Consider the following 25,000-nt stretch of genomic DNA (forward strand, 5'->3'; position numbering starts at 1 on the left):
ATGGACAAACAAAGTATTTTATTTTCAATCTTGGCTTTAATCATAGCTACTATTATTTTATTTATAGGACTTTCCTACTATTCTAAGGCCAAAAAAATTAGAATATTAGATGATAATCAATTAAATACAAGTTATTCTGTTTGGTTGTTAGGAATTATTTTACCATTTTTTATATACAGTAGTGTTTCAATTCAATTAAGTGAAACTACTATTGAAACGATAATTAATACAGACTCTATCAATGATACTTTCTTTCAAATTTTATATCGATTAGTTATATATTTTGGTGTTGCTATAATTTTATCTATTGCATCTTTTTATTTAATTTTTAAAATTGTCGGAATTATTTTTGGAGGAAGATCACTTTTTGTTGAATTAGAAAATTCTAGTACAGGATTATTTATTATAATAATAATAATAAATGTATTCTTTTCATTTTCAATCCTCAGTCCGATAAAGGATTTTTTGAATTGGTACTTACCAGAAGTAATGACAAATTATATTCATTAAATGAAAAAAATTCTTTCAGTTTTATTTTTGTTTTTATCATCATTTATGATGTGTCAACCCAAAGATACTTTACGAGTAGGTGTTTATGTTGATAACATTTATGATGTTGATTATCTTAAATCATCATTTGAATCAATATTTTATGTCTGGATTAATTCCGAAGAAGAATTAATAAAGGAGGATATAGTAAATGATGTGTCAAATTTTTTAGATATTGACAGAATGATTGATTTCAAAGTTTTACTCCAAGAGCATAATAGAAATGGTAATAAACATCATTATTTATTAAAAATTCAAGCCAAAATATTGACTAAAATGGATGTTTCAAAATTTCCTTTTGATAAACAATGTTTGGATTATTATATCGAATTAAATACACATTACAGAGGTGATAAAATTATTAAATTAGACACCAAGAATTCATTGATAAAACCGAATTTTATTGATAAATGGAAAGTTGGAATACCTAGAATTTCTGTAAAATCAAAAGAATGGAATTCTGATTTTGGAAATATTAAGTCAGATAAAAGAAATGTCTTAGATGCTATAAATATTCAAATTCCTTTGGTAAGAGACTGTTGGAATATATATTGGAAAATGTTTACAGTACTTTTTATTTCATTTTTTCTTACAGTTGTAAGTGTTTTTCTCCCAAATAAATTGAGTGAAGAAAAGCTTGCATTGATTGTAGGTTCTTTATTTACTGCAATTGGGAACAAATATATTACTGAATCTTATTTGCCAATTTCTGATTCTTTCAATTTATCGGATAAGATACATTTGGTGACATTTGTTTTCATAGCACTTTTTTCAGTGTATGCAATAACAGAACAACGATTTAAACTAAAAGATTCTTTAAAAAATGATTTTATCGCGTTTTTAATTTCTACTCTTATTTATTTTGGAATTGTTGTATCAATTACGATTTCATATTTGAATTAAAATTTTAACTAAGAATTAAAAATAGAATAAATTTAATTCATTGAATGAAGAACACATTTTACATAAATTATAAAAAAATTGAAAATGAAAAATCTAACAATTAAAGTTTTAAAATTTATTTTAGAAATATCATATGTTTTTACATTGTCAACGATTCTCAAAGAAATTATAAATTCATATGGTTTAAGTGAAAGAGTAGAATTTTCTTTAATCATCTTATTATGGATACCTTTATTGTTTGAATGGTTGAGAAAATTAAAGGTTGGAGATAATCGACCAAAATTCGAACCATATATTTATCTTCCAATAATTTTTATCTTTTTTTTGATAGCAACATATATTGTAACTATCATTTAGATGTCAAAATTTGTTTAATATTCAATTGGGATATAAAAAAATATCATTTTGCGGAAATCCGTAAAATTATTCCCACAGGGCTTCCTAAGTTTGGTTTATCTTAAAAACCAAGACTATGGAATTACATGCACCGTTGCGCCAGTTGGCGGAGAAAATCGAACTTTTAAAAGATAAAATAGAAACTGAGGAATCGACAAAACATGCTTTTGTGTTGCCGTTTATCAATGCGTTGGGGTACGATACCTTTAATCCGTTGGAAGTGGTGCCGGAGTATGTAGCTGATTTGGGAATTAAAAAAGGGGAGAAGGTCGATTATGCGATTATGCAAGAGGGTGAGCCTATCCTGATTATTGAATGCAAGCATTGGAAAGAAAAACTTTCGGTGCATGGTTCGCAATTGTTTCGTTATTTTCATGTGTCCAAAACGCGTTTTGCGTTGTTGACCAACGGGATCCATTATCAGTTTTTTACCGACCTGGATGAAAAGAATAAAATGGATGAACGTCCATTTTTGGAGTTTGACATTACCAATCTTCGGGATTCGTTATTTCATGAGATTGCCAAGTTTCATAAATCAAATTTTGATGTCAACAAAATATTGGACAATGCGAGTGCCTTAAAATACATTAAAGAAATCCGCAAACAAATCGATGCCGAAATAGAAAGTCCGAGTCCTGAGTTTGTGCGTCTCTTTGCCTCACGAATTCATTCGGGTAGAATGACCGAGAAGGTGATGGAAGAGTTTCGGGATTTGGTACAAAAAGCGTTTGGCCAACTCATTGGGGAGCGCATCAACGAACGTTTGCAATCAGCTTTACATAAAGAAGTCATCCTCCAAGAAAAAGATCAGTTGGACGAACCCGAAGTTACAAAAGTTACTACCACCGAAGAAGAACTGGAAGGGTACCGCATCGTTGTGGCCATACTGCGCAGAAAATTACCGCCTTCGCGTATTGTACATAGGGATACCCAATCCTATTTTGGGATTCTTCTGGACGATAATAATCGGAAACCGATCTGTCGTTTGCATTTTAACGGCGGTAAAAAATACATCGGACTCTTTGATGCCGATAAAAATGAGCAACGTCATTTGATTGAATCGGTAGCGGATATTTATGGGTTTGAGGAGGTGTTGTTGTCCACACTTTCTATGTATGAGTAGTTTTACAATGCGGTAATCCTTAGTGTATATTCCACATTTGTTCACCATAGCTAGGCTTTTTCCTTAAAAAGAATAGGCAAAACCCTAGTTGCTATTTCAATAATCCTTAAGTACTTTGTGGGATAAAACCAAAACCATGAAACTATATTATATCATCCTAGAGGAACAACAGTTGGGACCGTTTAATGTACACGAGTTGGCTCAACATACCCTCACGAAATCTACCTTAGTGTGGTATGAAGGATTGGAGGATTGGACGCCTGCGGGTACGGTAGAGGAATTACGGCCTTTGCTACACTCGGTTCCTCCACCCATCAAAAAGGAAAACAAGGCGGTGCAAAATGAAGGTGTTGCGGCTCCTTTTTTATGGGGCATGCGTAAAGTTCGGTTTTTTACTTTGGCCGTCATTACGGTTGTCCTTTTGGTCTTTTTATCTTTTCAATACCAACAGATGGAAAGCAGTCGTATCGATCGAATGAATCGCGAAACCGAAAGTCAAAATCGGTTAGTCGAGGAAGAAATGAAGGCGCAAAAAGAAAAAATGGATGAGGAAAAGCGCATCGCTCAGCAACGTAAATTGGAGCAAGATCGAAAAAAGATCAAGGATCAAGTGATGGTCTTAAAAAGTCAATACCAATTGATTGAGTCTGAATTGCTGGATGCACAAGCCACGTTGAATGATGTGAGTGGCTTTAAATTATTGCGTTCGGGTAGTCAGCGTAAAGCACAAATTGCTGCCGCTACGCAACGCGTGGAAGAACTTGAAAAAAATAAGGCGGCTATTGTAGCGGAAATGAAATTATTAATGGAGCAACTCAGTCGCTTGGAATGATATGTCTATAATTCGAACACTTTTTCTTTTTCTTTTTCTCCTCCAAACGGCAATTGGGCAGGTCCGACTTGTCACTTGGAATATCGAGAATTTTGGAGCGTCCAAGTCGGAAGCACAAGTTGCCTTCATAGCGGACTATTTGCGTTCCTATGATGTGATTGCATTGCAAGAAGTCGTGGCGGGACCGGGGGGAGCGCAGCAAGTGGCAGCACTGGCCGATGCTTTGAACCGCAAGGGAAGTCAGTGGGATTATGCCGTGAGCAATCCAACGCTGAGTAGTGCCTACAAAACAGAGCGTTATGCTTATTTGTGGCAACCTTCGCGGGTGCAGTTGGTGGGTAAACCGTGGTTAGAAGCTACTTATGCGCAACAAATCGATCGCGAGCCGTATTTGGCTACTTTCAAGAAAGGGGATAAGGAATTTACGTTGGTGAATTTTCATGCCATCACGGAGAGTAAGCAACCCGAGACCGAAATCAAGTACTTGAAATTCTTTCCGGCGCACTATTCCAAGTTGCATTTGGTGTTTTTAGGCGATTTCAATTGTCCCCAATCCCATAGTGTCTTTCAGCCTTTACGAGGGTTGGGTTATCAACCTGCTTTTACGGGTCAAAAGACGTCTTTGAAGCGCGACTGTGATTCGGGTGATTGTTTATCCAAGGAGTTTGATAATGTTTGGTATCCCAAGGATTATATGAACGTAGTGGAAAAGCAAGCGCTACTATTTTATGAGCGCATGCCTTCTTTTGCTGTTGCTCGCCAATTGTCGGATCATATTCCACTCACGGTAACGCTTAATTTTTTATAGGATGAAGCAGTATCTCGTATTGTGTTTGCTGGTTTTTGTCATGAGTTGTAAGGGGGATTCCCATGATGCATCGCCAGCGGTTGGGGTACAACAAGATTCCCTAGCTGACTTGGATACGCTGGTCACGGATACAGACACGGTCTATCCTGAAGCCGGGGAAAAGTACGAGTACCGTTTGACCCGTAATGATGGAGAATATCAATATGATTATGAGGTAGAAGGTGTAGATGCTTATGGGAATGCTGTTTTTGGTGAAGTCAAAGTGGCGGGTAAGTACGGCGTTGGTGAGCTGAATCACCCCACATTAGGAACGATTTCCGTAGAGACGGAATGGAAAGGAAAAGGACTTTTAATGGCGATTGATGCCAAAGGAAATGAATATGAACTTAAGGTGAAATAAGATGAAAGGAATTGTATTGCTATTGCTACTGCTTTTTATTTCAGGGTCTAATAAGGCGGATGTATTTATTTGTGTGAGTAAAACAGCCCACAAATACCATTTTTCTGAATCTTGTCGCGGATTGAGAGCGTGTAAGCATGAAATTGCTAAAAAGAGTCTCAAAGAAGCGCAAGCCTTGGGGTATACGTTGTGTGGATTTGAGGATTAGAATACGACGAAATGCGTATTTCAGGAATTATTTAGAGCAGTTATTTTTCAAAAAAAATAGATAATGTCAAAATTTGTTTCCCTTTGCTGTTTACTAGTAGTATCAATTAGTGGATTTGCATTTAATAAAATTGTATTTGCGCCAAGTGCCACGTTAACAGGTGGCGGTACAGTTTGCCAAAACAGTACGGGTCCGACGCTAACGTTTACGGGTAGTGGAGGAGTGGCTCCGTATACGTTTACCTACACGGTTAATGGGGGAGCGCAACAAACGTTGACGACCACTTCGGGAAGTTCGGCGACTCTTATCGCTCCAACGAGTACTTCGGGGAGTTTTAATTACCAATTGGTATCGGTAAGTGACAGTTCGACTCCCGTGCAAACGGCCACGGTGACGGGGAGTGTGACGGTTAATGTTACCCCTCAACCCAATGGGGATATTAATTCAGATGCAGTTTCAGGAGTTTTTAATGGATTTCCAGTGTTTAAAATTTGTGATAATCAACCAACCTTGATTAACTTTTATAATGCAACAACAACTCCAGGATTAATTACGGGTTATACAATCAATTGGGGGGATGGAAGTCCAGTACAAAGTGGAACAACATGGACTACATTTTCACATACGTATGCAGTTGGTCTATGGAACTTAACGTATAATTTGACATCATCAAACGGATGTAATTTAACCAAAGTCTACAAGGTATTTGTTGGTAATAACCCCGCTGTAGGATTAGGTAATCCCGGGAATACAGATATTTGTATCACTTCAAGTCTAACCTTTCCTATTACAAGTACAGAAAATAATCCTCCTGGAACAACCTACATTGTTACTTTCAATGATGGTTCAGCACCTGTAACTTTTAATCATCCTCCACCGCCTAATGTAACGCATACTTTTTTGATGACTTCATGTGGTGTATCGAGTAATATAGGAAACACTATTTATCAGAATTCATTCTATGCTAATATTGTTGCAATTAATCCTTGCGATCAATCATCAGCTACTGTAGTACCTATACGAATTTCAACTCCACCAGTCGCGGATTTTAGTTTACCTACATCAAATTTATGCACCAATTCTTCATTGTGTTTTACAAATACATCTACAGGAGGGCAAACTGCTTCTAATTCAAATTGTACAACACCAAAGATTATTTGGTCAGTATCTCCGTCTACAGGATATACAATTAGTTCGGGTAGTTTAGGCGATACATTTGGAAATGCTAATACCAATGCGTGGACTAGTGGATCTTCAACTTTGTGTTTAAATTTTTCGATAGCGGGAACCTACACCATTACGATGACCATAGGATCACGTTGTGGCATCGATACCGAAGTAAAAACGATTTGTGTGGGGAGTCCGCTTACCCCACAATTCACCCTAAACACTACTACGGGTTGTGCGCCCCTTGCTGTGACAGCGACTAATTCGACCAATTTAGCCAATCAATGTTCGCCGCCTACGTATTTGTGGCAAGTAACCTATACGCCAGCTTTTTGTGGTACGAGTGTTCCCAATATACCCAATCAAACTACGGCCAATGCTACCTATAATTTTACAGAATCGGGGACGTATGCCATCAAATTATCGGTTACAAATTCGTGTGGGACAACCTTTACCACACAGACAGTTACAGTTAAAAAGCCACCCACGGTTTCGATAAGTCCTATAAGTAATTCGTGTGGTACAGCTACTATCAATCCCGTTGGCACAGTTACGAATTGTGCTCCAGCGGGGGGAACAATGACTTATGCGTGGAGTTTTCCGGGCGGTACACCGTCTTCATCAACTTCACTTAATCCGGGTTCCATATCCTATCCAACTGGAGGACCGTATACCGTTTCTTTTACAGCAACCAATGAATGTGGTACTTCAACAGCGGCTACTCAGAGTTTTACGGTTAATGTGGAACCTGTAATTACCAATACAGTTACCAATCAAACGATTTGTTCGGGATCTGCTACAACTCCGGTAACTCTAACTGCAAATCCATCCGGAACAACATTTACATGGACTGCCACGGGTACAGCTGGTGTTACAGGATTTACGACATCAGGTTCGGGTACAACTATTCCATCACAAACCCTAGTAACCACTAACAGCAATCCAGGAACGGTTACCTATGTTGTTACACCAACATTTTCAAATTGTGTCGGTCCAACATTTAGCTATACAGTCACGGTTAATCCTGCCCCGGTCATTTCAACACAACCCGTATCAAGTTCGGTTTGTTTGGGAGGAATTGTAGCTCCTTTAACGGTAAGTTTGAATAATACATCGGTTACACCAACTTATCAATGGTATTCAAATACCGTAAATAGCACATCGGGAGGAACATTATTAGCAGGAGCAACCAATTCAAGTTATACCCCTCCAACAAGTGCAGTAGGAACAGTCTATTACTACTGTTTGATCGGTTTGACTTCAAATGGATGCTCTTCATTAACTTCTGCCGTTGCATCTATAACGGTGAGTCCACAACCCACTATTACAACTCAACCTTTAGCATCGCAAACAGTCTGTGAAGGTGCCACTGTGAGTCCGTTTACAGTTGCCTATACGGGAGGTTTGGGAGCCGCATCGTACCAATGGTATGTGAACACATCGCCAAGCACAGTGGGAGGAACTCCTATTGGAACCAATTCAAGTTCTTTTACCCCTTCACTATTCACTACTGCGGGGACCTATTACTATTACGTTGTGATCAGTTTAAGTGGTAGCAGTTGTGGAATGATCACAAGTTCGGTTGCAGAAGTTATTGTAGTAACCGATCCAATCATTTCCTCACAACCCTTAACCACTCAGACCCAATGTCAAAATACCCCTGCCACTGTTTTAAGTGTAACGGCGAGTGGAGGAACGGGTGGCTATAGCTATCAATGGTACAGTAATTCGTCCAACAGTACAACGGGAGGTGTCCCACTTTCGGGACAGACGGCAGCTACGTTTACACCACCAACAACGACAATAGGAACTCAATATTACTATTGTGTAGTTAGTCAAAGCAGTGTAGGTTGTAGTGTAGCTAGTAATCCTGCTTCAGTTACCGTTGTTGCAGCACCTACTATAACTACACAACCTCAATCTACTACTGTATGTGAGGGTTCTTCGATTGCTCCCTTAACAGTGGCGTATACCAATGGAACAGGCACTCCTTTGTACCAATGGTTTGATGCTAATGGTGCTATTTCTGGGGCAACTTCTGCGACTTATACTCCAAGTTCTCTACTTTCGGGTTCTTATTACTGTGTGCTTACTTTTTCTTCGGGTGGTTGTACCAGTATTACTTCTGCCACAGCGGTAATTACGATTAATCCATTACCCACATTAGCTGTTCAACCTTTAGCAACCCAAAGCATTTGTGTGGGAGGTACAATTCCCCCATTAACCGTTACTTATACTGGCGGAGTGGGTACACCAACCTATCAATGGTACAGTTCGACAACCAATACGACAACAGGGGGGACTCCTGTAGGTACAAATTCCGCAAGTTATACGCCACCCTCTTTCTTGGCAACTGGAACCTACTATTATTATGTAACACTTTCTTTAACAGGCGCAGGGTGTGGAGTGGTAACGAGTACTACTGCCGAAGTTATTGTTGTTCCTGATCCAGTAGTTACAACGCAACCTTTAGCCTCACAGACCGTTTGTCAAAATTCACCAGCAACTGTATTATCTGTACAAGCTAATGGAGGATTGGGGGCAACTTTCAGCTATCAATGGTATGAATCAACAACAAATAGTACCACTTCGGGGTTGTCATTAACGGGTGAAACAAATGCTACGTTTACGCCACCAACAACAACAGCGGGAACCTTTTATTATTATTGTGTAGTATCCCAAAATAGTGGAAATGGATGTGCTGTTACGAGTTCAGTAGCTACAGTAATTGTCAATTTAGCCCCAGATTTTAGTGCTCAACCTGTAAGTAGCTCTCTATGTTTAGGTCAAACGCCTCAACAATTATCGTTCGCGGTTATAAATGGGGTAGGTACTCCCAATTATCAATGGTATTCAAACACTGTAAATTCTACTACTGGGGCTACACCTATTGGCGGGGCTACCGCTGCAACGTACGTTCCTCCAGCAACTAGTGTAGGTACGATGTATTATTATTGTTTGGTTTCCTTTCCTTCTATAATTGGCGGTTGTTCGGTGATTACAACATCCCTTGCAGCGGTAACCATCAATCCAGTTCCAGTGATTTCCTCTCAAAATGTTACGATTTGTAGTGGGAATAGTTTTTCAGTTACACCTGCAGCCTCTGGTAGTTCTATTGTACCAGTGGGTACCACTTACACATGGTCAACTCCTTCATTTATTCCAACAGGAGCAATTTTAGGTGCAGCTGCAGAGACGTCTCCTCAATCGATGATTAGTCAAAATTTGATCAATACGACAACGAGTCCTGTGGATGTTGTATATACGGTTACGCCCATTTCGGGTACTTGTGTTGGAGCAAATTTTACCGTAACGGTTACAGTTAATCCAGCAATAAGTCCGAATGAAATAGTCACTAACAATGTCTGTTTTGGTGTAAATACCGCATCTATTACAACCAACGTTACGGGGGGTATTCCTTTTACAACTGGTTCTCCCTATCAATACAATTGGACGGGTCCGAATGGTTTTAGTGCGACGAGTGCATCGATTAACAATTTGGCACCTGGGAATTATCAGGTCACGATAACAGATGCAGGAGGTTGTCCTTTCACGGCTTCGTATACAATCACAGAACCGAATGATTTGGTGATTACATTAGATAATGAATTGGATGTCACCTGTTTTAATGCAGCTAATGGAAGCATTCTACTTAGTATAAATGGGGGGACAGGAAGTTACATTTTCAATTGGACACGTAATGGAAGTTTTTATTCGACCAATGAGGATCTAGTAAATCTGAGTCCGGGAACATATGTAGTTACCGTTACTGATGCTAACAATTGCGGTCCAAAAACAGCAACATTTACCATCACACAACCGCCACCATTAGTAGCGAATTTGGTAAGTCAAACGAATGTACTTTGTGCGGGAGCAGCAACAGGTGCGATTACGGTCGCGGTTACAGGGGGCACACCCAATGCCTTACCTTTGGATTATTCCTATTCTTGGACAGGTCCTAATGGTTTTACCGCCACTACACGTGATCTTTCTGGTATTGTTGCAGGTGTTTATTCCTTGCAAGCAACTGATGCACAAGGATGTACCGTTACATTGGCTGTTACCCTTACAGAAAATCCACAACTACAGATTACTTATACAACAACACCAATAACTTGTTATGGGGCTAATGATGCCAGTTTTGCTGTTACGATTAGTGGAGGTGTTGGACCCTATCAATATACGTGGGATAATCTTTCGACCGCATTAAATCAAACCAATTTAGCGGCTGGGACTTATACCATAACGGTTACGGATGCAGTAGGATGTATTCAAATCACTTCCATTGTAATACCTGAAGCCCCTTTATTCGCAGTGACCCCCGTGGTAACTCCCGTTAGTTGTTACGGAGCCAATAACGGTTCGATTCAATTGAATTTTGTTGGGGGTATTGCCCCTGTGAGCTTAATTTGGAGTGATGGAAGTACTGCAGGTACTACCCGAAATAATTTACCACCGGGTGTGTATACGGTTACAATAACGGATAGTAAGCCGTGTCAAATTGTGAGGACTTTTATTATTACAGAGCCTCAACCGTTGGTGTTATCGGCACAAATAACGGATGCTTTGAACTGTACGCAACCCAATAGTGGTGCTATTGATTTAATTGTCAATGGAGGAACTCCTCCGTATACGTACCAATGGACCAATGGCGCAACAACCGAAGATCTAACGTTACTTACTAATGGGACCTATGCGGTTCAGGTTACGGATAGTCGGGGATGTGTCCAACAAGCACAATATGTTATTTTGCGCCCCGCTCCATTAGCAGTAACCGCAAGCATTCAAACCACGTTTGATTGTGCTACACATGTGGTGAATCAACAATATGTTGCTCTTGCTTCTGGAGGAGTACCACCTTATACCTATCAATGGTCGAGCGGTGTAATTTCAGGTTCACAAGGGGAAGTGATGACTACACAACAAGAGGGTTTGGTCACCCTTTCAGTAGTTGATGGACAAGGATGTACAGCCCAACACAGCTTTACTGTTGATTTAACAGTTTTGGGATATCCCGATTTTTCAACTACTTCGACAGGTTATAGCACGTACGGTATTTTTGCAGTGAATGATCCTATCACCTTTACCAGTTCGATCACTGGTGATTATCAAAATGTAGTTTGGGATTTTGGTGATGGTACGTTTTCAAATGATTTAGACCCTGTGCATACGTATGGGAGTCCAGGATCTTATGTAGTGACACAAACCGTTTATTATCCTTTTGGATGTGTTTATACCCAAGTGATCACTCTTTGGGTGGAACAAGGTTATTTTATTGTATTGCCTTCTGCTTTTACTCCAAATCGGGATGGTGTTAATGATACGTATCGTCCAGTTACGAAACGATTAAAAAATGTAGAGATGGTTATTTATGATTCATGGGGTTCGCTTATCTATGCTGAGAAAGGGGATTCGTTAGTAGGTTGGGATGCTCTGATTAAAAACAGTCCGGCTGAAAATGGGAATTACTATTGTAAAGTCACTGCTACCACCTTTACCAATGAAATAATAGAAGCAACACAAACTTTTGTTTTAATAAAATAATCCTATGCGAATCGTATTCTTTTTAATTTGTTTGGGATGGTTGCCACAAACAGTTTGGGCTCAAGATCCAATATTCACGCAATTTTATAATGCTCCTGAATCTTTAAGTCCAACATTTACGGGTATGGCTAATACATGGAATATGGGGTTGGTTCACCGTCGTCAATGGCCTAATGACCAGCGGCGTATTGATACCCAATTTGGCTTTGTCAATAATTTGGTAACCGACCACATTGGATTGGGACTTACACTTCTCAATCACAATGAGGTATTTACCAATTATAATTATATCAAAGCGAATTTAGCAGCTTCTTATATTGTAGAATTGGATTATGATTGGCGCATGCGATTTGGATTGGAGGGAGGATTTGGCAGTAAGAGTTTTGGGTTTTCAGGTTTATTGTTGGAGGATCAAATAAATAGTGCCACTGAACAAATAGCTGGTAGCACTGTTGATCCTTGGGTACTTCGCAATGCCAATCGTATACAGTTTTTTGATTTATCTGCGGGACTGCTTTTTGATACTGATGATATTTGGATTGGCTTGTCTGTTAAACATTTGAACCGTCCTGATATCTCTTTTATTGAAAATGGGAATGTTCCATTGGATTTATTTTTCTCTCTTCATGGAGGGTATTTTTACGAACCCCGCACAACTCCTAGTTTCTTTTTACCTGAAGGAACTACATTTCAATTTTTAGGAAATTATATGCGTCAAGGGCAATATAATCGTTTGGATTTGGGAACTGTGATTGATTATGGTTCTTTTTCTGTGGGGGTAATGAGTGCTGTGAATTTAGAACGCAGCGCCCAATCGAGTCATTTGTTGACATCCGTAAATCCTATTGTGACCTTTAATTTAGGAGACTTTAAATTGGGTTATTCCTTTGATATTAACACATCAGGTTTGCCCCGTACGGGAGGTGTTCATGAATTGACTTTGACGTGGATTACAGGACGAAATTGCTCGAAATGTGATAATTACAAAATGCGATTGAAGCGCAATGGGGAAGGGGGATATCAGCGGATGTAATAAAATGAGTAAAACTTCAATATATTTCTCAAACACTGTAGCCACGCTCCAGATTCTTTGGGATCTTCACGAGATATCCGTATCGTTGGGACAGGTCGCGGTCCGTATCGTTGGGACAGGTCGCGGTCCGTATCGTTGGGACAGGTCGCAGTCCGTATCGTTGGGACAGGTCGCGACCTGTCCTTACGTTTTTTTTTGGATATTTGCAGTACGGACAGGTCGTGACCTGCCCATACTAGATATATAAGCCATGAAAAATAGAAAAGCCAATCGATTGAAAGGGTATGATTATTCAAAAAATAATCTGTATTTCGTAACCATTTGTGTCCAAGATCGTGTGTGTTGTTTTGGTTCAGTGATTCCTATAAATTCAGCTAATCATTTGGAACAACATCTACCCGATGAAAAAGCAGTCATGAACTTGAATTCCTACGGTATCATTGTACAAAAGCAAATAGAATGGTTGTCGCAACAGTATTCCTATATTGACCTGCATAATTATGTTATAATGCCCAATCATATTCACATGCTACTTGAAATTGATAGTAACCGTATTGCCAACAAAGAAGTAAAAATTAAATCCTTGTCCAGTTTGATTGGTGCATTTAAAACAACCTCCTCAAAATTGATACACGAATCAGGCTATTTGGGATTCTCATGGCAGCGTTCATTTCACGATCACATCATTAGAAATGAAAAAGCCTATCGAAACATTTCAAGATATATAGATTTAAACCCACAAAAGTGGTATCAAGATACCTTTTTTAAATCACAATAAAACAATTTCAAATGGACAGATAAGAGGAGCTCTGCCTTTTGGGCAGTAACACCGAACCCTCTCATTTTCCCGAATTCAAACGTTTGTTGAAAGCTATTGTGAAGAAGTTCTGATATTGATGCAACGCTAGAATCAGCCACTGCGAGGTCATTGGTACTGTTGGGTCAGGTCGCGACCTGACCGTACGGTATATCATTGGGATCGTCTATATATGGGATAGGTCAAGATCCGTACTGTTGGGTCAGGTCGCGGTTCGTACTGTTGGGACAGGTCGCGACCTGTCCTTACTGTGAGATCATCGTCTATATATGGGATAAGTCGCGAACCCCTGCTCAGCGAAGTCTCCTGACTTCGTAGTCATTATATTCCATTGCTCCCGATACCTTAAGGCTGTCGCTTGGATTGTAAGAATGTCCATTGCCTACTGTAATGTGAAAATTGGGATGGGATTTCTCCTATCGTCGAAATGACAACAGGGGGTAGTAAAACTGCCAAAAAAGTTAGCTCTTGAATCCCTGCTGCGAGAATTCTCTTTGCTTTGTATTAGGACGTTAATTGTGTTTAAGGTATGGGAAAACGGATGTAGTTTACTTGTAAACCTTCGTTACCTTTTGATTAACGCAATCCGTTCCATGATGATTTCGACTTTGTCGGGGGCCACAGGGATGCATATTTTATTTTGGAATTCAAGATTACCACCATCAGATTTGTTGTATTGTACCACATAATTAATGTTGGCTATATAGGATTTCTGCACCCGAACAAAATGGTTGTGTTGCCCGAGGATATCTTCAAAGTTCTTTAAATAACGACTGCAGATGATTTTCTCGCCATGGATCAAAACAATTTCAGCATACGAGCCTTCGCCTTTGATGTAGAGGATTTGGTCCATTTCCAAAAACAGTATACTATTTCCTGTGGGAACGGCAATCTTGTTTAACTTGTTTTGCTCCAGGTTATCGCGGAGGACTTTAAGGTTTTGCGTCTTAAGTCGCGAAAATCGTTGGACAGCCGTTACCAATTCATCGGGATTGATGGGTTTTAGTAAATAATCAATGGCAGAAAACTTGAAGGCTTTCACGGCATATTGGCTATAGGCTGTAGTAAAAATGATGGAAAAATGGATGTCTTCTTCATTAAAAAAATCAAACAATTCGAGTCCACTATGACCGGGCATTTCAATATCTAAAAAAACCAAATCGGGTTTGAGTTTGTGGATGGCTTTGATTCCGTCAGCGAGTACTTCACATTGTTCGACCAACGTTACTTGGGGACAATATTCTTCCAAAAGCAGTTGGAGTGCCATACGGGCCCGAGTTTCATCATCAATAATTATTGCTTTTATTTCCATTTCATGGGGAGATTAAGGTAAACCGTTGTGCCTGTAGGTTCGTCGTATTCCATTTTGTCGATATAACAAACGGTTATTTTTTGCATTTTATTTTTATTCAAAATTTCAAGTCGTTTTTCGATGGCGTGAGTCGCAAAAGAAATGTGGTCTTTGCGGTTGTTTAGGTTAATGGCTTCACTGCGCTTTCGTCCAATACCGTTATCATCGATGACAATTTGAAGTTGTTCGTCCTTTTTAAGAAATTGAATACTTACTTTTTTAGTGCCCTTGCTGTGGAGTAGACCGTGTTTGATTGCATTTTCAATAAAGGGTTGGATCAAAAGTGTGGGAATCATGATGGACTCTTTATCAATCGAATCGACAATAGTGATTGTATAACTAAAGTCGTCATTAAAACGGGCTTGTTCTAAATCCAAATAAAGAGTTAAGGTATTTACTTCTTCTTGAAGTGTCACATAACTACGTTCCGTAAGTTCCAATATTTTCCGGGTGAGAGAAGCAAATTTATTCAAATAGGAAATCGCTTCTTTTTTATCATTGGTAAGAATATAGGATTGTATAGTGTTGAGCGCATTGTAAAAGAAATGCGGATTCATTTGCGATTGAATAGCGGTCAATTTTGAGGCATTCAAATTGTTTTCCAATTGGATACGATTGAGTTCGATCGCGTTTTTCTGCTCTAATTTTTTTACATGGTATTTGCTTAACAGAATCACCAAAATGGAGAAGAGAAGGCAATACAGTACGACAAATATCCAACTGAACCAAAAGGGCTTTTGAATGGTACATTGATAGGTGATGGGATTGCTTTTTGTTTTTTCTAAATTTTCAATTTTGAATTGAATGGTATAGTCACCTGCCGCCAAAGACGATAGTTTTAATGAACGCTGTTGATCGTCCAAATAAATCCACTTGCCTTTGTTGATTTTGTAGGCAATAGGGAAGCGGGTATTGGGTTGGTAAGCCAAAACAGAAAAATCAAAACTAAGGTTGTTTTCGTCATAGTTTAGCATTTGTTTACGGGTAACTTTATCATTAACCCGAACGCTATTCAAGATGAATTGGGGAAGTTTTTCTTCTTGAAAGTTGGCATTGGGTTGCATAATCAAACCTTTGGAGGTTGCTAAATAGGTTTTTCCATCAAGGGCGGTAAGATCGCTGATAGAAATATCTGGGGTAATCACTAAAATTTTAATGGTTTTTTGGGTCGAAAAATCGTAGCGAAAAATCGCATTAGAAGTAAAAAGATACATCCAATGCCCAATCACTTTAATGGATTTAATAGTTTCTGAGGCAGGTATGGCTTTAATTTGCAACGGACTTATTCGATTCAAAGGGTCTATTTTTAGAACTGTATTGGCGTTGGACAACAGATACATTCCCTCATTGGCATAATACAGTTTTTGGGTAAATAGGGGCTTGTTTTGGTAGCGCAATTCCTTGAGTTGGGTTGGAGTTTGGCGGAACAATCCCAAATGGGTAGCAAAATAAATGGTTTTGTTTTTGGGGTTGTATCCTACGGCTTTCCCGCGAACATTAGTCAATATTTTGGTGGTTGTAAACGGACCGTTTTTCTCATGCAGCTTGTTTTTGTAAAGTGGTTGCCATAGTTGTGGCGGATTCTGACTGCTAATAAATCCACAAACGCCACTGGCAGCAAAGGCATAGAAATGGTTATCAACTTTTGTGATGTCTTTTAAGGCAATGTTGATTTCGGTAACTTCAGGCGTAAGAATTTTAAAATTGTTAGACGTCATGAATGTGGTTGAACCGTCTTGAAAGAGTTGGTATACTTCATGATTGGATTCTCCTTTAAATACGGTTTTTAGTTCGAGATTTTCAGGATTGAGTTCGGCGATATAATCATTTTCATAGCCAATTAATAACGATTTTTCTCTAGCGCGAAGGGTGAGGGGTTTGGTGTCGCTTTTGAGTAAAATCGTATTGAAATTGGGAATGTATAGAATGCCATTGTTGAGGGTAGCAATCCAATACTTCTGATCACGGTCTTTAAAAATGGTGGCACAATTTTGATTGGGAAAAAAGGCAGTACATTTTTTGTTACAATAGGCAAGTAAGCCATTTGTAGTAGCCAGCCATAAGTTGCCATCAATGACGCTAAGGTTTTGAATACTACTTCCCTTAAATTGATTGCTCTGCTCAAACTTTTGGCCCTTGTAGGTATGCAATTGGCCATTAATTTTGGATACAATATACAATTGCGATGAATCACTTTGCACAACTATTGACTTCGAATCTTGAATTGCTTGAGGAATTGCAATGTGTTTACAATTTAATCGCGAGTCAATTTCAATTAATTCATCCGTAAAAAGGTAAAACGTATCATTGGAAAAGTGGGTCGCTTTTAATTGGGCTGTGGCCAACGGAATTTTCTTTATGCATCGTAAGGATTTCAAATCATAAATCTCGACACCTTCTTTTTGGATGGTGAAAAGATAGTTTTGAATAATTCCAAATTCGTAATAACCAATACTGTTTTTTTGAGGTAAAGCTTTGAGTTGGTTGTTTTCGATGTAGTAAAGGTAGCCATCAAAATTGATGTACCAGATACGATTGTAACGATCTTGGGTAATATTGGAGCCGCTTTTGCTCGTTTGGTTGGGGGTAGTGAAAAGACTGAATTTGGTGCCGTCGTATTTGCAAAGCCCCTCTCCTGAGGCCATCCACATGAATCCCTCACGATCTTGAAAAAGATCATAAATGGTATTTGATGGGAGTCCCGATGTTTTGTCTAGGGTATAGGAATAAGGATTTTGACTCCATAAATGAAGGGGGGCAAAAAAGAAGAACCACAAGAGAAAAAGTCGCTTCATAAATGGGAGGTACGTTAGAAACAAATATACTTTTTAATTGCATGTGCCTCCACTTTTGTGATGATTTCGCCCTGCGTTTTTATCAACTCAAATAGAGACTTCATGAATTAGACTCATAATGAATGGTTGAACTGCGATAGGTTTGAACAAATTTTTAAATACAACCCTATGAAAAAAGTAGTACTCGGACTATTATTTGTCTTTTTTAACCTCCTGCAAGCGCAGACTCCTGTTTATCAATTTGATTTTGATGGAAATGCGAACAATTCAGGAACGGGAACCTTTACGGGATGGAATCTATCCGGTGCGGGTTCGTTGACCTATGTCAACAATCGTTTTGGTCAAGCCAACAAAGCGATTAACATTCCCAATAACGTAACTTTTGTGAATCAAGCACCTGAAAATGCACCTAATTTACCTGCGGGAAACAGTGCGCGCACGCTTTCGTTTTGGGTAAAATTTATTAATGATAACGACGTTTCCTCTTACTGTGTGGTGGGTTGGGGCGCCAATATTGCTAATAATGCGTATGGTTTTTGGCGTAACGGTGTACAGAATTCATACTATACCTGGGGAGCAGGAAATGATTACAATGTACCCCAAACCAATAGTCAAATTCAGGCACAAAACAACGGTTGGGTACATATCGCGATGACCCATACTGGAAGTACATTCACCATTTACTACAACGGCGTGGATGTCGGGAATTATGCACGTACCTTGAATACTTTTGGGCCTTCATATTTAGTGCTTAACCGATTAGTAAATGCAGCAACCAATGGAACAGGGATCGCTTTTCAGTTGGATGATTTACGCATTTACAATACGGCATTAACCCCTGCTCAAGTTTCAGCATTATATACTGCGACACAATTACCTTCTTTACCAACTATTTCAAATGTAAGTGTTACTGCTTTGGGCCCTAATTCAGCGACTATCAGTTATGATATCAATGCAAATAATGCTGCGACCACCACTGAGATTCGGTATAATGTTCCCCCGAGTGGAGCATTACAAATCCAAGCAGGTCCGAGTGCCAGTGGGAATTCAGTGACTACACTCTCGCAAACCTTATCGGGGTTACAACCCAATACTACTTATAGTTATGCTGTTTGGGCGAGTAATAGTCAAGGGACAAGTATTACGCCTACTGCATTATCCTTTACCACTTTGGCACCTGCTACACAAGCACCTGCTATTACCAATGTAACGGCTGCCCCAATCACTTTTAATGCGGCAACAATAAATTTTAATTTGAATGCTTTTGGTACCCCAACCACCTATGTTGTCGAATATGAAACTTTTTTAGGTGGGCCTATAACGACTGTGAATGGAGGAACGACTTCTGTGAATGTTGCCACTCCGTTTCAAGTGCAATTGACTGGATTGACCCCCAATTCAAACCAATATTCTTATCGTGTAAAAGCGACCAACAGTTCGGGACAGGTTACGTATTCTAATTGGACCCCTTTAACAACACCCAGTCCATTGGTGTTGACAAATGTCTCAGATTCAACAATTACATCGAATTCGGCACAAATCAATTATACTTTAAACACCAATGGTTACAGTACCATCGTTGAAATTGATTATCAGGCGGGTACAATTTTCGATACGGATTTGCCGTATACAACGGTATCAGTCAATTCCGCATTGACCAATACGGCGGCGACGAATTATACTTATACCCTTTCTGGATTGAATCCCAACACAACTTATTCGTACCGTTTAGGTGCCGCAATTCCGAATGTAGCAAGTGAAAGTTATCAAGAAAATGCAGCTTTTACTACTTTAGGAGTATCTGCTGCACCTACAGCACCTTCTCCTCAATCGTTTTGTAATGGAGCAACTGTTGCTAATTTGAATGCTACAGGCACAACAATTAAATGGTATACCTCCGCAACGGGTGGTTCTCCATTAGCCGCAACAACAGTATTGACAACAGGTGTATATTATGTGAGTCAGACCCAACCCAACTTGACAGAAAGTACGCGTATTTCAGTTCAAGTGAACATCACGATTATTTCTCCTCCATCCAATGTGCCGTCCAATCAAACGTTTTGTACAGGTGCGACTTTAGGTTCGATTCAAACTGGAGCGGGTTCTAATTTTCAATGGTATGCAGCTGCGACGGGTGGTGCTGTTTTACCCAACTCAACAGTTATTTCTTCAGGGACGTATTACCTTTCACAAACCATTTCAGGTTGTGAGAGTTCGCGAACTCCGGTTAGTGTAACGGTCTCTTCGCCTAATGCACCCACAGCTCAAGCACAAACGTTTTGTAATGGAGCTACGGTAGCAAACTTGGTAGCTTCAGGCACCAATATAAAATGGTATTTAACAGCTACTGGAGGTTCGCCACTATCGAATGTAACTACTTTAGCTACGGGAACTTATTATGTGTCTCAAACCGTTAACGCTTGTGAAAGTGGGAGACAATCTGTCAACGTTACGGTAAATACAACTGTTCCCCCAACGGTGCCAAACAACCAAACATTTTGTAGTGGGGCAACAATAAACAATATTCAAGTTACTTCTGGAACAAATATGTTTTGGTATACGGCAGCAACAGGAGGAACTGCTTTGTCATTTTCTGCTCCATTATCAACGGGGACTTATTATGTGTCCCAAACGGTTAATGGTTGTGTGAGCACGCGAACTGCGGTTGCTGTATCCGTCAATCAAGTTGGAGCTCCTACTGGAAATGCAAATCAGACGTTCGTCCAAGGCAATACTGTGGCTAACTTAGTAGCTACTGGAACAGCTATCGTATGGTTTAGTTCAGAGGCAGATGCTTTGGCGAATAGCAATCCTTTGGCTTCAAATACATTGTTAGTTAATCAAACGACTTATTATGCCGTACAAACGGTGAATGGATGTAGAAGTACTGCAGCATTGGCGGTATTTGTCACGGTAACATTAAGTACTTCATCGGTAACACAACCGCTTCAATTTACGTTAGCGCCCAACCCTGCAACAACCGCTATTGTACTTCAATCTGCTGATGAAATTACAAAAGTATCACTTTACAGTTTGCAAGGACAATTGCTTCAAACGACAAAATCGAACATACTTTCAGTAATTGAATTACCTGCAGGAGTTTATTTTGTGGAAGTTGAAAATGCTAATGCACAAAAAGGTATCCAAAAATTTATAAAGCAAAATTAATGATGAAGTGGCTCGAAAAATATCGATTGGAGGTATTTATTAGCCTATTGTATTTGGTGTTGAGTATTCTTTCCTACATCATTTTAAGTTAGAAAGTAGTAGTTTCATTTTTATTGTTAAAAGAGGTTAGGTCTTCGGACTTGACCTCTTTTTAATTACAATAGGTATAAAAAACTCCCAACAGAAATCCGTTGGGAGCATATACTTAATTTTGCTTTTTGAAGTAACGGGGTGCTGAACGCACGACTGGGGTTTCCAGTTTGGGTTCGGGCTTGGTATCCGTAAAGTGGCCGTTTTCGTCCACATAGACAATCATGCTGTCAAACCCTTTTCCTTTGTTGTTATTGAGTTTGCGGTCGGCTTTTTTCTTGTCTTTTTCTTTTTGTTTGAGGGCTTTGTTTTTAATACTTTGTTTTTTTGCGAACGAGTCTGCCATAAATAAAAATACGATTTAGTGAATTAATTCCGTGATGGGTCGGCCATTTTGCTTGACAATTTGGCGCCAAAGCGGTTGTTCGCTCTGGGTGCAAAAGCTAATGGCTTGACCGGTTTGACCCGCACGCCCTGTTCGTCCGATGCGGTGGACATAGGTTTCTACCTCGTTGGGTAAATCAAAATTGATCACCAACGGCAGTTCTTTAATATCGATTCCGCGCGCCGCGATATCGGTGGCCACCATGACCTGAATGGCATGGGATTTAAAATCGGCCAAGGCTCGTTGTCGCGCTGATTGGGATTTGTTGCCGTGTATAGCGGCAGCGGTAACGCCTTGTTTTTCCAGCTTTTGAACCAATTTATTCGCGCCGTGTTTGGTACGGGTAAACAGCAAACACTGATTCCCGCTGTGGTTGCGCAATACATTTAGCAGTACTGTCACTTTTTCTAAGGGTTCGACCACATACACCGACTGATCGATGGCGGTTTTGATGGAAGAAACTGGATTGGCATCCACTTGTACGGGTTGGTGTAAAAACAACGGCAACAGTTTTTGGATGGAATCGGGGAGGGTGGCGGTAAAGAAAAGCGTTTGGCGTTTTTTGGGGATAAATTTTAAGACCGCTTTCATGTCGTGAATAAAGCCCATATCGAGCATACGGTCGGCTTCATCCAACACCAATACTTCAATCGCTTGGAGATTGATTTTTTGTTGGCGCACCAAGTCGAGTAAACGACCGGGAGTGGCGACAATAATTTCGGGACGTTGTTTGAGGTCGCGAATTTGGTTGACTTCCGACACGCCACCAAAAATGACTTGCGAGCGGTGTTGGGTATGTTTGCCCAAGGTTTGAAACGTTTGTTCGACCTGTAATGCCAGTTCCCGTGTGGGGGTAAGCACTAATACGCGAACGTTTCCGTGTTGTTGGGGGGTATGTTGGGCAAGATGTTGCAAAATTGGGAGGACAAAGGCAGCGGTTTTACCTGTGCCAGTTTGGGCACAGCCGATGACATCGTGTCCTTTAAGAATCACCGGAATGGCTTTTTCTTGAATCGGGGATGGGGTGGAATACCCCGCTTCGGTTATCGCTTGTTGTAACGATGGAAGCAATGAAAATTGTTGAAAATGCATACGCATACGAATTAAGGATTAGGGATACCTAACCTCGATGTATTCGATTTAGATGTAGAAAGGGAGACGAAGGGAAAGAAACAATAAGGCGGTATCGATTATGGGACGAGTCACACCTTATTGAATTCCAATACTAAGGCACTCTTATACGAGTGAAAACAAATACAAACAGGTGTATTTAGTATCGTTTGTAGCTGTTGAATGAATTACGAGAATTCGTGTTACGGTCTTCACGTGGACGTGCTTCCGCTACCGAAATGGTAAAACCATTCAATTCGCTTTCATTTAAATTGGAGATGGCACGAATACCTTCTTCTTTTTGAGCCATTTCTACAAAGGCAAAACCACGTGGACGACCGGTTTCACGATCACTGATGATTTTGGTAGAAGTTACTTCGCCATAGGCGCTAAACGCTTGGTTTAATTCAGATTCTGAGGTGTTATAACTCAGATTGGAAACATAAATGTTCATGATAATAAAATTGTTTTAAATTAAAATAGGCAGTACTGAAACGCCAAAACTGAAGAGAAAAAAAAGATACTTAAAACAAATTTTAAAATTCAGAACGAGCATTGGCAGAGAACCAATCCGGACAAAGGTAGGGCGTTAATTTGGATAATTGTGAGTAAAAGTGATTTATTTTCAGAAAGTTAGCTTTTTGTCTATCGCCAATTTGCTGTTTACCATAGGTAATTCCTTAAGAAATAGGATAGTGTACTATACTATACTATACTATACTATACTGTACTGTTTACGAACTACACGACAACATCGAACATCCCACTTTGGTACGCGCCCAGTCGGGTCGTTTGGAAAACCATTTCTCGTGTTCGGGTTGTTCATCGTAAGGCTTTTTAAGGAGTTCGTGCAATTCGTGAATCAAACTAAAATCGTCTTGATTGGCTGCATCAATGGCCAATTGCGCCATGTAATTTCGCAACACATATTTGGGATTTACTTGGTTCATGGCTGCTGCCCGTTCGGCATCCGATTGGGGTTCCAATTCGAGTCGGTCAAGATAACTTTGGAATGTATCCAACCATGCTGTTGCCACATCACCCGCACATTGACTCGGCGTATAAAAGGCATCGTTTACTCGTGCCAACGCGGCTTCCGGACTGTCTGTTTTTTGGACGGTAGCCAATAAACGGAAGAAGATGGTATAATCGGTTTCTATTTTTTCTAAACAAGTTAAAAAAGCACGCACCACTTTTTCGTCTGATTCGTGCACAGTGGCGAGTCCGAGTTTATCGCGGTTCATCTGTAGAAAAGCGGCATCAAATTGGCGTCCGTAGGCATTTAACACTGCTTCCAAGGGTTCGGCGGCACCAATCAACGGATACAATGCATTGGCCAATTGGATAAGGTTCCACAACGCTACATCAGGTTGGTTGCCATAGGCATAGCGGTGGTGCTGACTGTCGGTGGTGTTGGGTGTCCAGTTGAGGTTGTAGTCTTCCAACCAACCGTAGGGTCCGTAATCAATGGTAATTCCGTGCACGGACATGTTGTCGGTATTCATCACACCGTGTACAAATCCGACGCGTTGCCATTCCACCATCAATTGTAGGGTTTTCTCACAGACCGCTTTAAAAAAGGCGGTATATTTTTCAGGTCCGTCACTCGTAATTTCGGGATGGTATTCGCGTATTACAAAGTCGGCCAATTGTTGAAGTTGTTCCTGTTCTTGGCGCGCGGCGTGGACTTCAAAGCTCCCAAAGCGGAGGAAAGTTGGGGCAACACGGCACACGACGGCACCTTTTTCATAGTCGGCATTGCCGTCATACAGCATGTCGCGAAGCACTTCGTCACCGGTTCCGATAAGGGATAATGATCGTGAAGTGGGTACACCCAAATGGTGCATCGCTTCGGCACACAAGTATTCCCGAATGGAAGAACGCAATACAGCCAATCCATCCCCGCGACGGGAATAAGGTGTTTTACCCGCGCCCTTGAGTTGGAGTGTCCACAGTTGGTTGTGGTGTTCCACTTCGCCCAAAACAATCGCCCGACCATCGCCCAATTGTCCGGCCCAATTCCCAAACTGATGTCCGGCATAATTCATGGCAAAAGGACGGGTATCGGGATAGACTTCTTTTCCGGAGAAATAGTGTAAAAAGTCGGTGCTTTTGATGTCTTCTTGTTCCAAACCAATGCTTTCCGCTACTTCGGCAACCGCATGAATGAGATACGGTTTACTGGGTATGCGAGGCGTCACATACGAATAATCCGCTAAGGGTACTTGGCGCACAAAATTCGCGGTTTCCGGGTCGGGGGTGAGTGCCTGTTGAAAGCGTGGGATGAAGTGGAGCTTTTTCATGATACAAAGATAGGGTTT

General features: G+C 40.2%; 17 protein-coding genes. 11 read left to right on the forward strand and 6 right to left on the reverse strand.

The window, feature by feature from the left end; translation table 11 throughout:
* The 10 genes from EQG61_RS11480 (at position 1) to EQG61_RS11525 (ending at position 13,741) form a co-directional block, all read left to right on the forward strand.
* A complete protein-coding gene (locus EQG61_RS11480) occupies positions 1–510 on the forward strand; it encodes a hypothetical protein (RefSeq protein ID WP_129462085.1) in 510 nt (169 codons plus the stop codon).
* A complete protein-coding gene (locus EQG61_RS11485) occupies positions 511–1,452 on the forward strand; it encodes a ligand-gated ion channel (RefSeq protein WP_129462086.1) in 942 nt (313 codons plus the stop codon). It abuts the gene before it with no gap.
* A gap of 472 nt (positions 1,453–1,924) precedes the next feature.
* Entirely contained in the window at positions 1,925–2,971 is a 1,047-nt protein-coding gene (locus EQG61_RS11490) for a type I restriction endonuclease (protein ID WP_129462087.1), read from the forward strand.
* Positions 2,972–3,107: 136 nt separating this feature from the next.
* Positions 3,108–3,803: a DUF4339 domain-containing protein gene (locus tag EQG61_RS11495; protein WP_129462088.1), complete on the forward strand. Its 696-nt coding sequence runs from the start codon at positions 3,108–3,110 to the stop codon at positions 3,801–3,803.
* 1 nt (position 3,804) lies between these two features.
* Positions 3,805–4,611: an endonuclease/exonuclease/phosphatase family protein gene (locus tag EQG61_RS11500; protein ID WP_129462089.1), complete on the forward strand. Its 807-nt coding sequence runs from the start codon at positions 3,805–3,807 to the stop codon at positions 4,609–4,611.
* A gap of 1 nt (position 4,612) precedes the next feature.
* Positions 4,613–5,011 (forward strand): hypothetical protein, encoded by a 399-nt coding sequence (locus EQG61_RS11505; protein WP_129462090.1) that lies wholly within the window; start codon positions 4,613–4,615, stop codon positions 5,009–5,011.
* A 1-nt stretch (position 5,012) separates the two neighbouring features.
* Positions 5,013–5,219: a hypothetical protein gene (locus EQG61_RS11510; protein WP_129462091.1), complete on the forward strand. Its 207-nt coding sequence runs from the start codon at positions 5,013–5,015 to the stop codon at positions 5,217–5,219.
* A gap of 63 nt (positions 5,220–5,282) precedes the next feature.
* Positions 5,283–11,930: a PKD-like domain-containing protein gene (locus tag EQG61_RS11515; RefSeq protein WP_129462092.1), complete on the forward strand. Its 6,648-nt coding sequence runs from the start codon at positions 5,283–5,285 to the stop codon at positions 11,928–11,930.
* Between the two features lie 4 nt (positions 11,931–11,934).
* On the forward strand, positions 11,935–12,963 hold the full coding sequence (locus tag EQG61_RS11520) for a PorP/SprF family type IX secretion system membrane protein (protein WP_129462093.1): 1,029 nt from the start codon (positions 11,935–11,937) through the stop codon (positions 12,961–12,963).
* A gap of 250 nt (positions 12,964–13,213) precedes the next feature.
* Positions 13,214–13,741 (forward strand): transposase, encoded by a 528-nt coding sequence (locus EQG61_RS11525; protein ID WP_129462094.1) that lies wholly within the window; start codon positions 13,214–13,216, stop codon positions 13,739–13,741.
* A gap of 604 nt (positions 13,742–14,345) precedes the next feature.
* Here EQG61_RS11525 and EQG61_RS11530 read toward each other — a convergent pair.
* A complete protein-coding gene (locus EQG61_RS11530) occupies positions 14,346–15,092 on the reverse strand; it encodes a LytR/AlgR family response regulator transcription factor (RefSeq protein ID WP_129462095.1) in 747 nt (248 codons plus the stop codon).
* The gene (locus EQG61_RS11535) at positions 15,083–17,926 is read right to left on the reverse strand and encodes a sensor histidine kinase (RefSeq protein WP_129462096.1); all 2,844 of its coding nucleotides are present in this window, start codon (positions 17,924–17,926) and stop codon (positions 15,083–15,085) included. The genes EQG61_RS11530 and EQG61_RS11535 overlap by 10 nt, the downstream gene beginning before the upstream one ends.
* Positions 17,927–18,094: 168 nt before the next feature.
* Between EQG61_RS11535 and EQG61_RS11540 the strand changes: the two genes are divergently transcribed.
* Positions 18,095–21,094, forward strand: a complete 3,000-nt coding sequence (locus EQG61_RS11540) for an Ig-like domain-containing protein (RefSeq protein WP_129462097.1) — start codon at positions 18,095–18,097, stop codon at positions 21,092–21,094.
* 205 nt (positions 21,095–21,299) lie between these two features.
* Here EQG61_RS11540 and EQG61_RS11545 read toward each other — a convergent pair whose 3' ends face one another.
* The 4 genes from EQG61_RS11545 to EQG61_RS11560 all read right to left on the reverse strand — a co-directional run bounded on the left by EQG61_RS11545 (position 21,300) and on the right by EQG61_RS11560 (position 24,982).
* Positions 21,300–21,530, reverse strand: a complete 231-nt coding sequence (locus tag EQG61_RS11545; protein ID WP_129462098.1) for a hypothetical protein — start codon at positions 21,528–21,530, stop codon at positions 21,300–21,302.
* A gap of 15 nt (positions 21,531–21,545) precedes the next feature.
* Positions 21,546–22,661, reverse strand: a complete 1,116-nt coding sequence (locus EQG61_RS11550) for a DEAD/DEAH box helicase (RefSeq protein ID WP_129462099.1) — start codon at positions 22,659–22,661, stop codon at positions 21,546–21,548.
* A 178-nt stretch (positions 22,662–22,839) separates the two neighbouring features.
* Positions 22,840–23,133, reverse strand: coding sequence for an RNA recognition motif domain-containing protein (locus EQG61_RS11555; RefSeq protein ID WP_129462100.1), 294 nt, complete (start codon positions 23,131–23,133; stop codon positions 22,840–22,842).
* Between the two features lie 280 nt (positions 23,134–23,413).
* Positions 23,414–24,982, reverse strand: coding sequence for a protein adenylyltransferase SelO (locus tag EQG61_RS11560; protein WP_129462101.1), 1,569 nt, complete (start codon positions 24,980–24,982; stop codon positions 23,414–23,416).
* Between the last annotated feature and the right edge of the window lie 18 nt (positions 24,983–25,000).

Origin of the sequence: Flavobacterium stagni, assembly GCF_004122105.1 — a bacterium.
GTDB classification, from domain to species: Bacteria; Bacteroidota; Bacteroidia; order Flavobacteriales; family Flavobacteriaceae; genus Flavobacterium; species Flavobacterium stagni.

Excerpts from the sequence above, each read along its gene's own strand:
- EQG61_RS11480 (WP_129462085.1), top strand. The coding sequence starts at position 1 with ATGGACAAACAAAGTATTTTATTTTCAATCTTGGCTTTAATCATAGCT.
- EQG61_RS11485 (WP_129462086.1), top strand. The coding sequence starts at position 511 with ATGAAAAAAATTCTTTCAGTTTTATTTTTGTTTTTATCATCATTTATG.
- EQG61_RS11490 (WP_129462087.1), top strand. The coding sequence starts at position 1,925 with ATGGAATTACATGCACCGTTGCGCCAGTTGGCGGAGAAAATCGAACTT.
- EQG61_RS11495 (WP_129462088.1), top strand. The coding sequence starts at position 3,108 with ATGAAACTATATTATATCATCCTAGAGGAACAACAGTTGGGACCGTTT.
- EQG61_RS11500 (WP_129462089.1), top strand. The coding sequence starts at position 3,805 with ATGTCTATAATTCGAACACTTTTTCTTTTTCTTTTTCTCCTCCAAACG.
- EQG61_RS11505 (WP_129462090.1), top strand. The coding sequence starts at position 4,613 with ATGAAGCAGTATCTCGTATTGTGTTTGCTGGTTTTTGTCATGAGTTGT.
- EQG61_RS11510 (WP_129462091.1), top strand. The coding sequence starts at position 5,013 with ATGAAAGGAATTGTATTGCTATTGCTACTGCTTTTTATTTCAGGGTCT.
- EQG61_RS11515 (WP_129462092.1), top strand. The coding sequence starts at position 5,283 with ATGTCAAAATTTGTTTCCCTTTGCTGTTTACTAGTAGTATCAATTAGT.
- EQG61_RS11520 (WP_129462093.1), top strand. The coding sequence starts at position 11,935 with ATGCGAATCGTATTCTTTTTAATTTGTTTGGGATGGTTGCCACAAACA.
- EQG61_RS11525 (WP_129462094.1), top strand. The coding sequence starts at position 13,214 with ATGAAAAATAGAAAAGCCAATCGATTGAAAGGGTATGATTATTCAAAA.
- EQG61_RS11530 (WP_129462095.1), bottom strand. The coding sequence starts at position 15,092 with ATGGAAATAAAAGCAATAATTATTGATGATGAAACTCGGGCCCGTATG.
- EQG61_RS11535 (WP_129462096.1), bottom strand. The coding sequence starts at position 17,926 with ATGAAGCGACTTTTTCTCTTGTGGTTCTTCTTTTTTGCCCCCCTTCAT.
- EQG61_RS11540 (WP_129462097.1), top strand. The coding sequence starts at position 18,095 with ATGAAAAAAGTAGTACTCGGACTATTATTTGTCTTTTTTAACCTCCTG.
- EQG61_RS11545 (WP_129462098.1), bottom strand. The coding sequence starts at position 21,530 with ATGGCAGACTCGTTCGCAAAAAAACAAAGTATTAAAAACAAAGCCCTC.
- EQG61_RS11550 (WP_129462099.1), bottom strand. The coding sequence starts at position 22,661 with ATGCATTTTCAACAATTTTCATTGCTTCCATCGTTACAACAAGCGATA.
- EQG61_RS11555 (WP_129462100.1), bottom strand. The coding sequence starts at position 23,133 with ATGAACATTTATGTTTCCAATCTGAGTTATAACACCTCAGAATCTGAA.
- EQG61_RS11560 (WP_129462101.1), bottom strand. The coding sequence starts at position 24,982 with ATGAAAAAGCTCCACTTCATCCCACGCTTTCAACAGGCACTCACCCCC.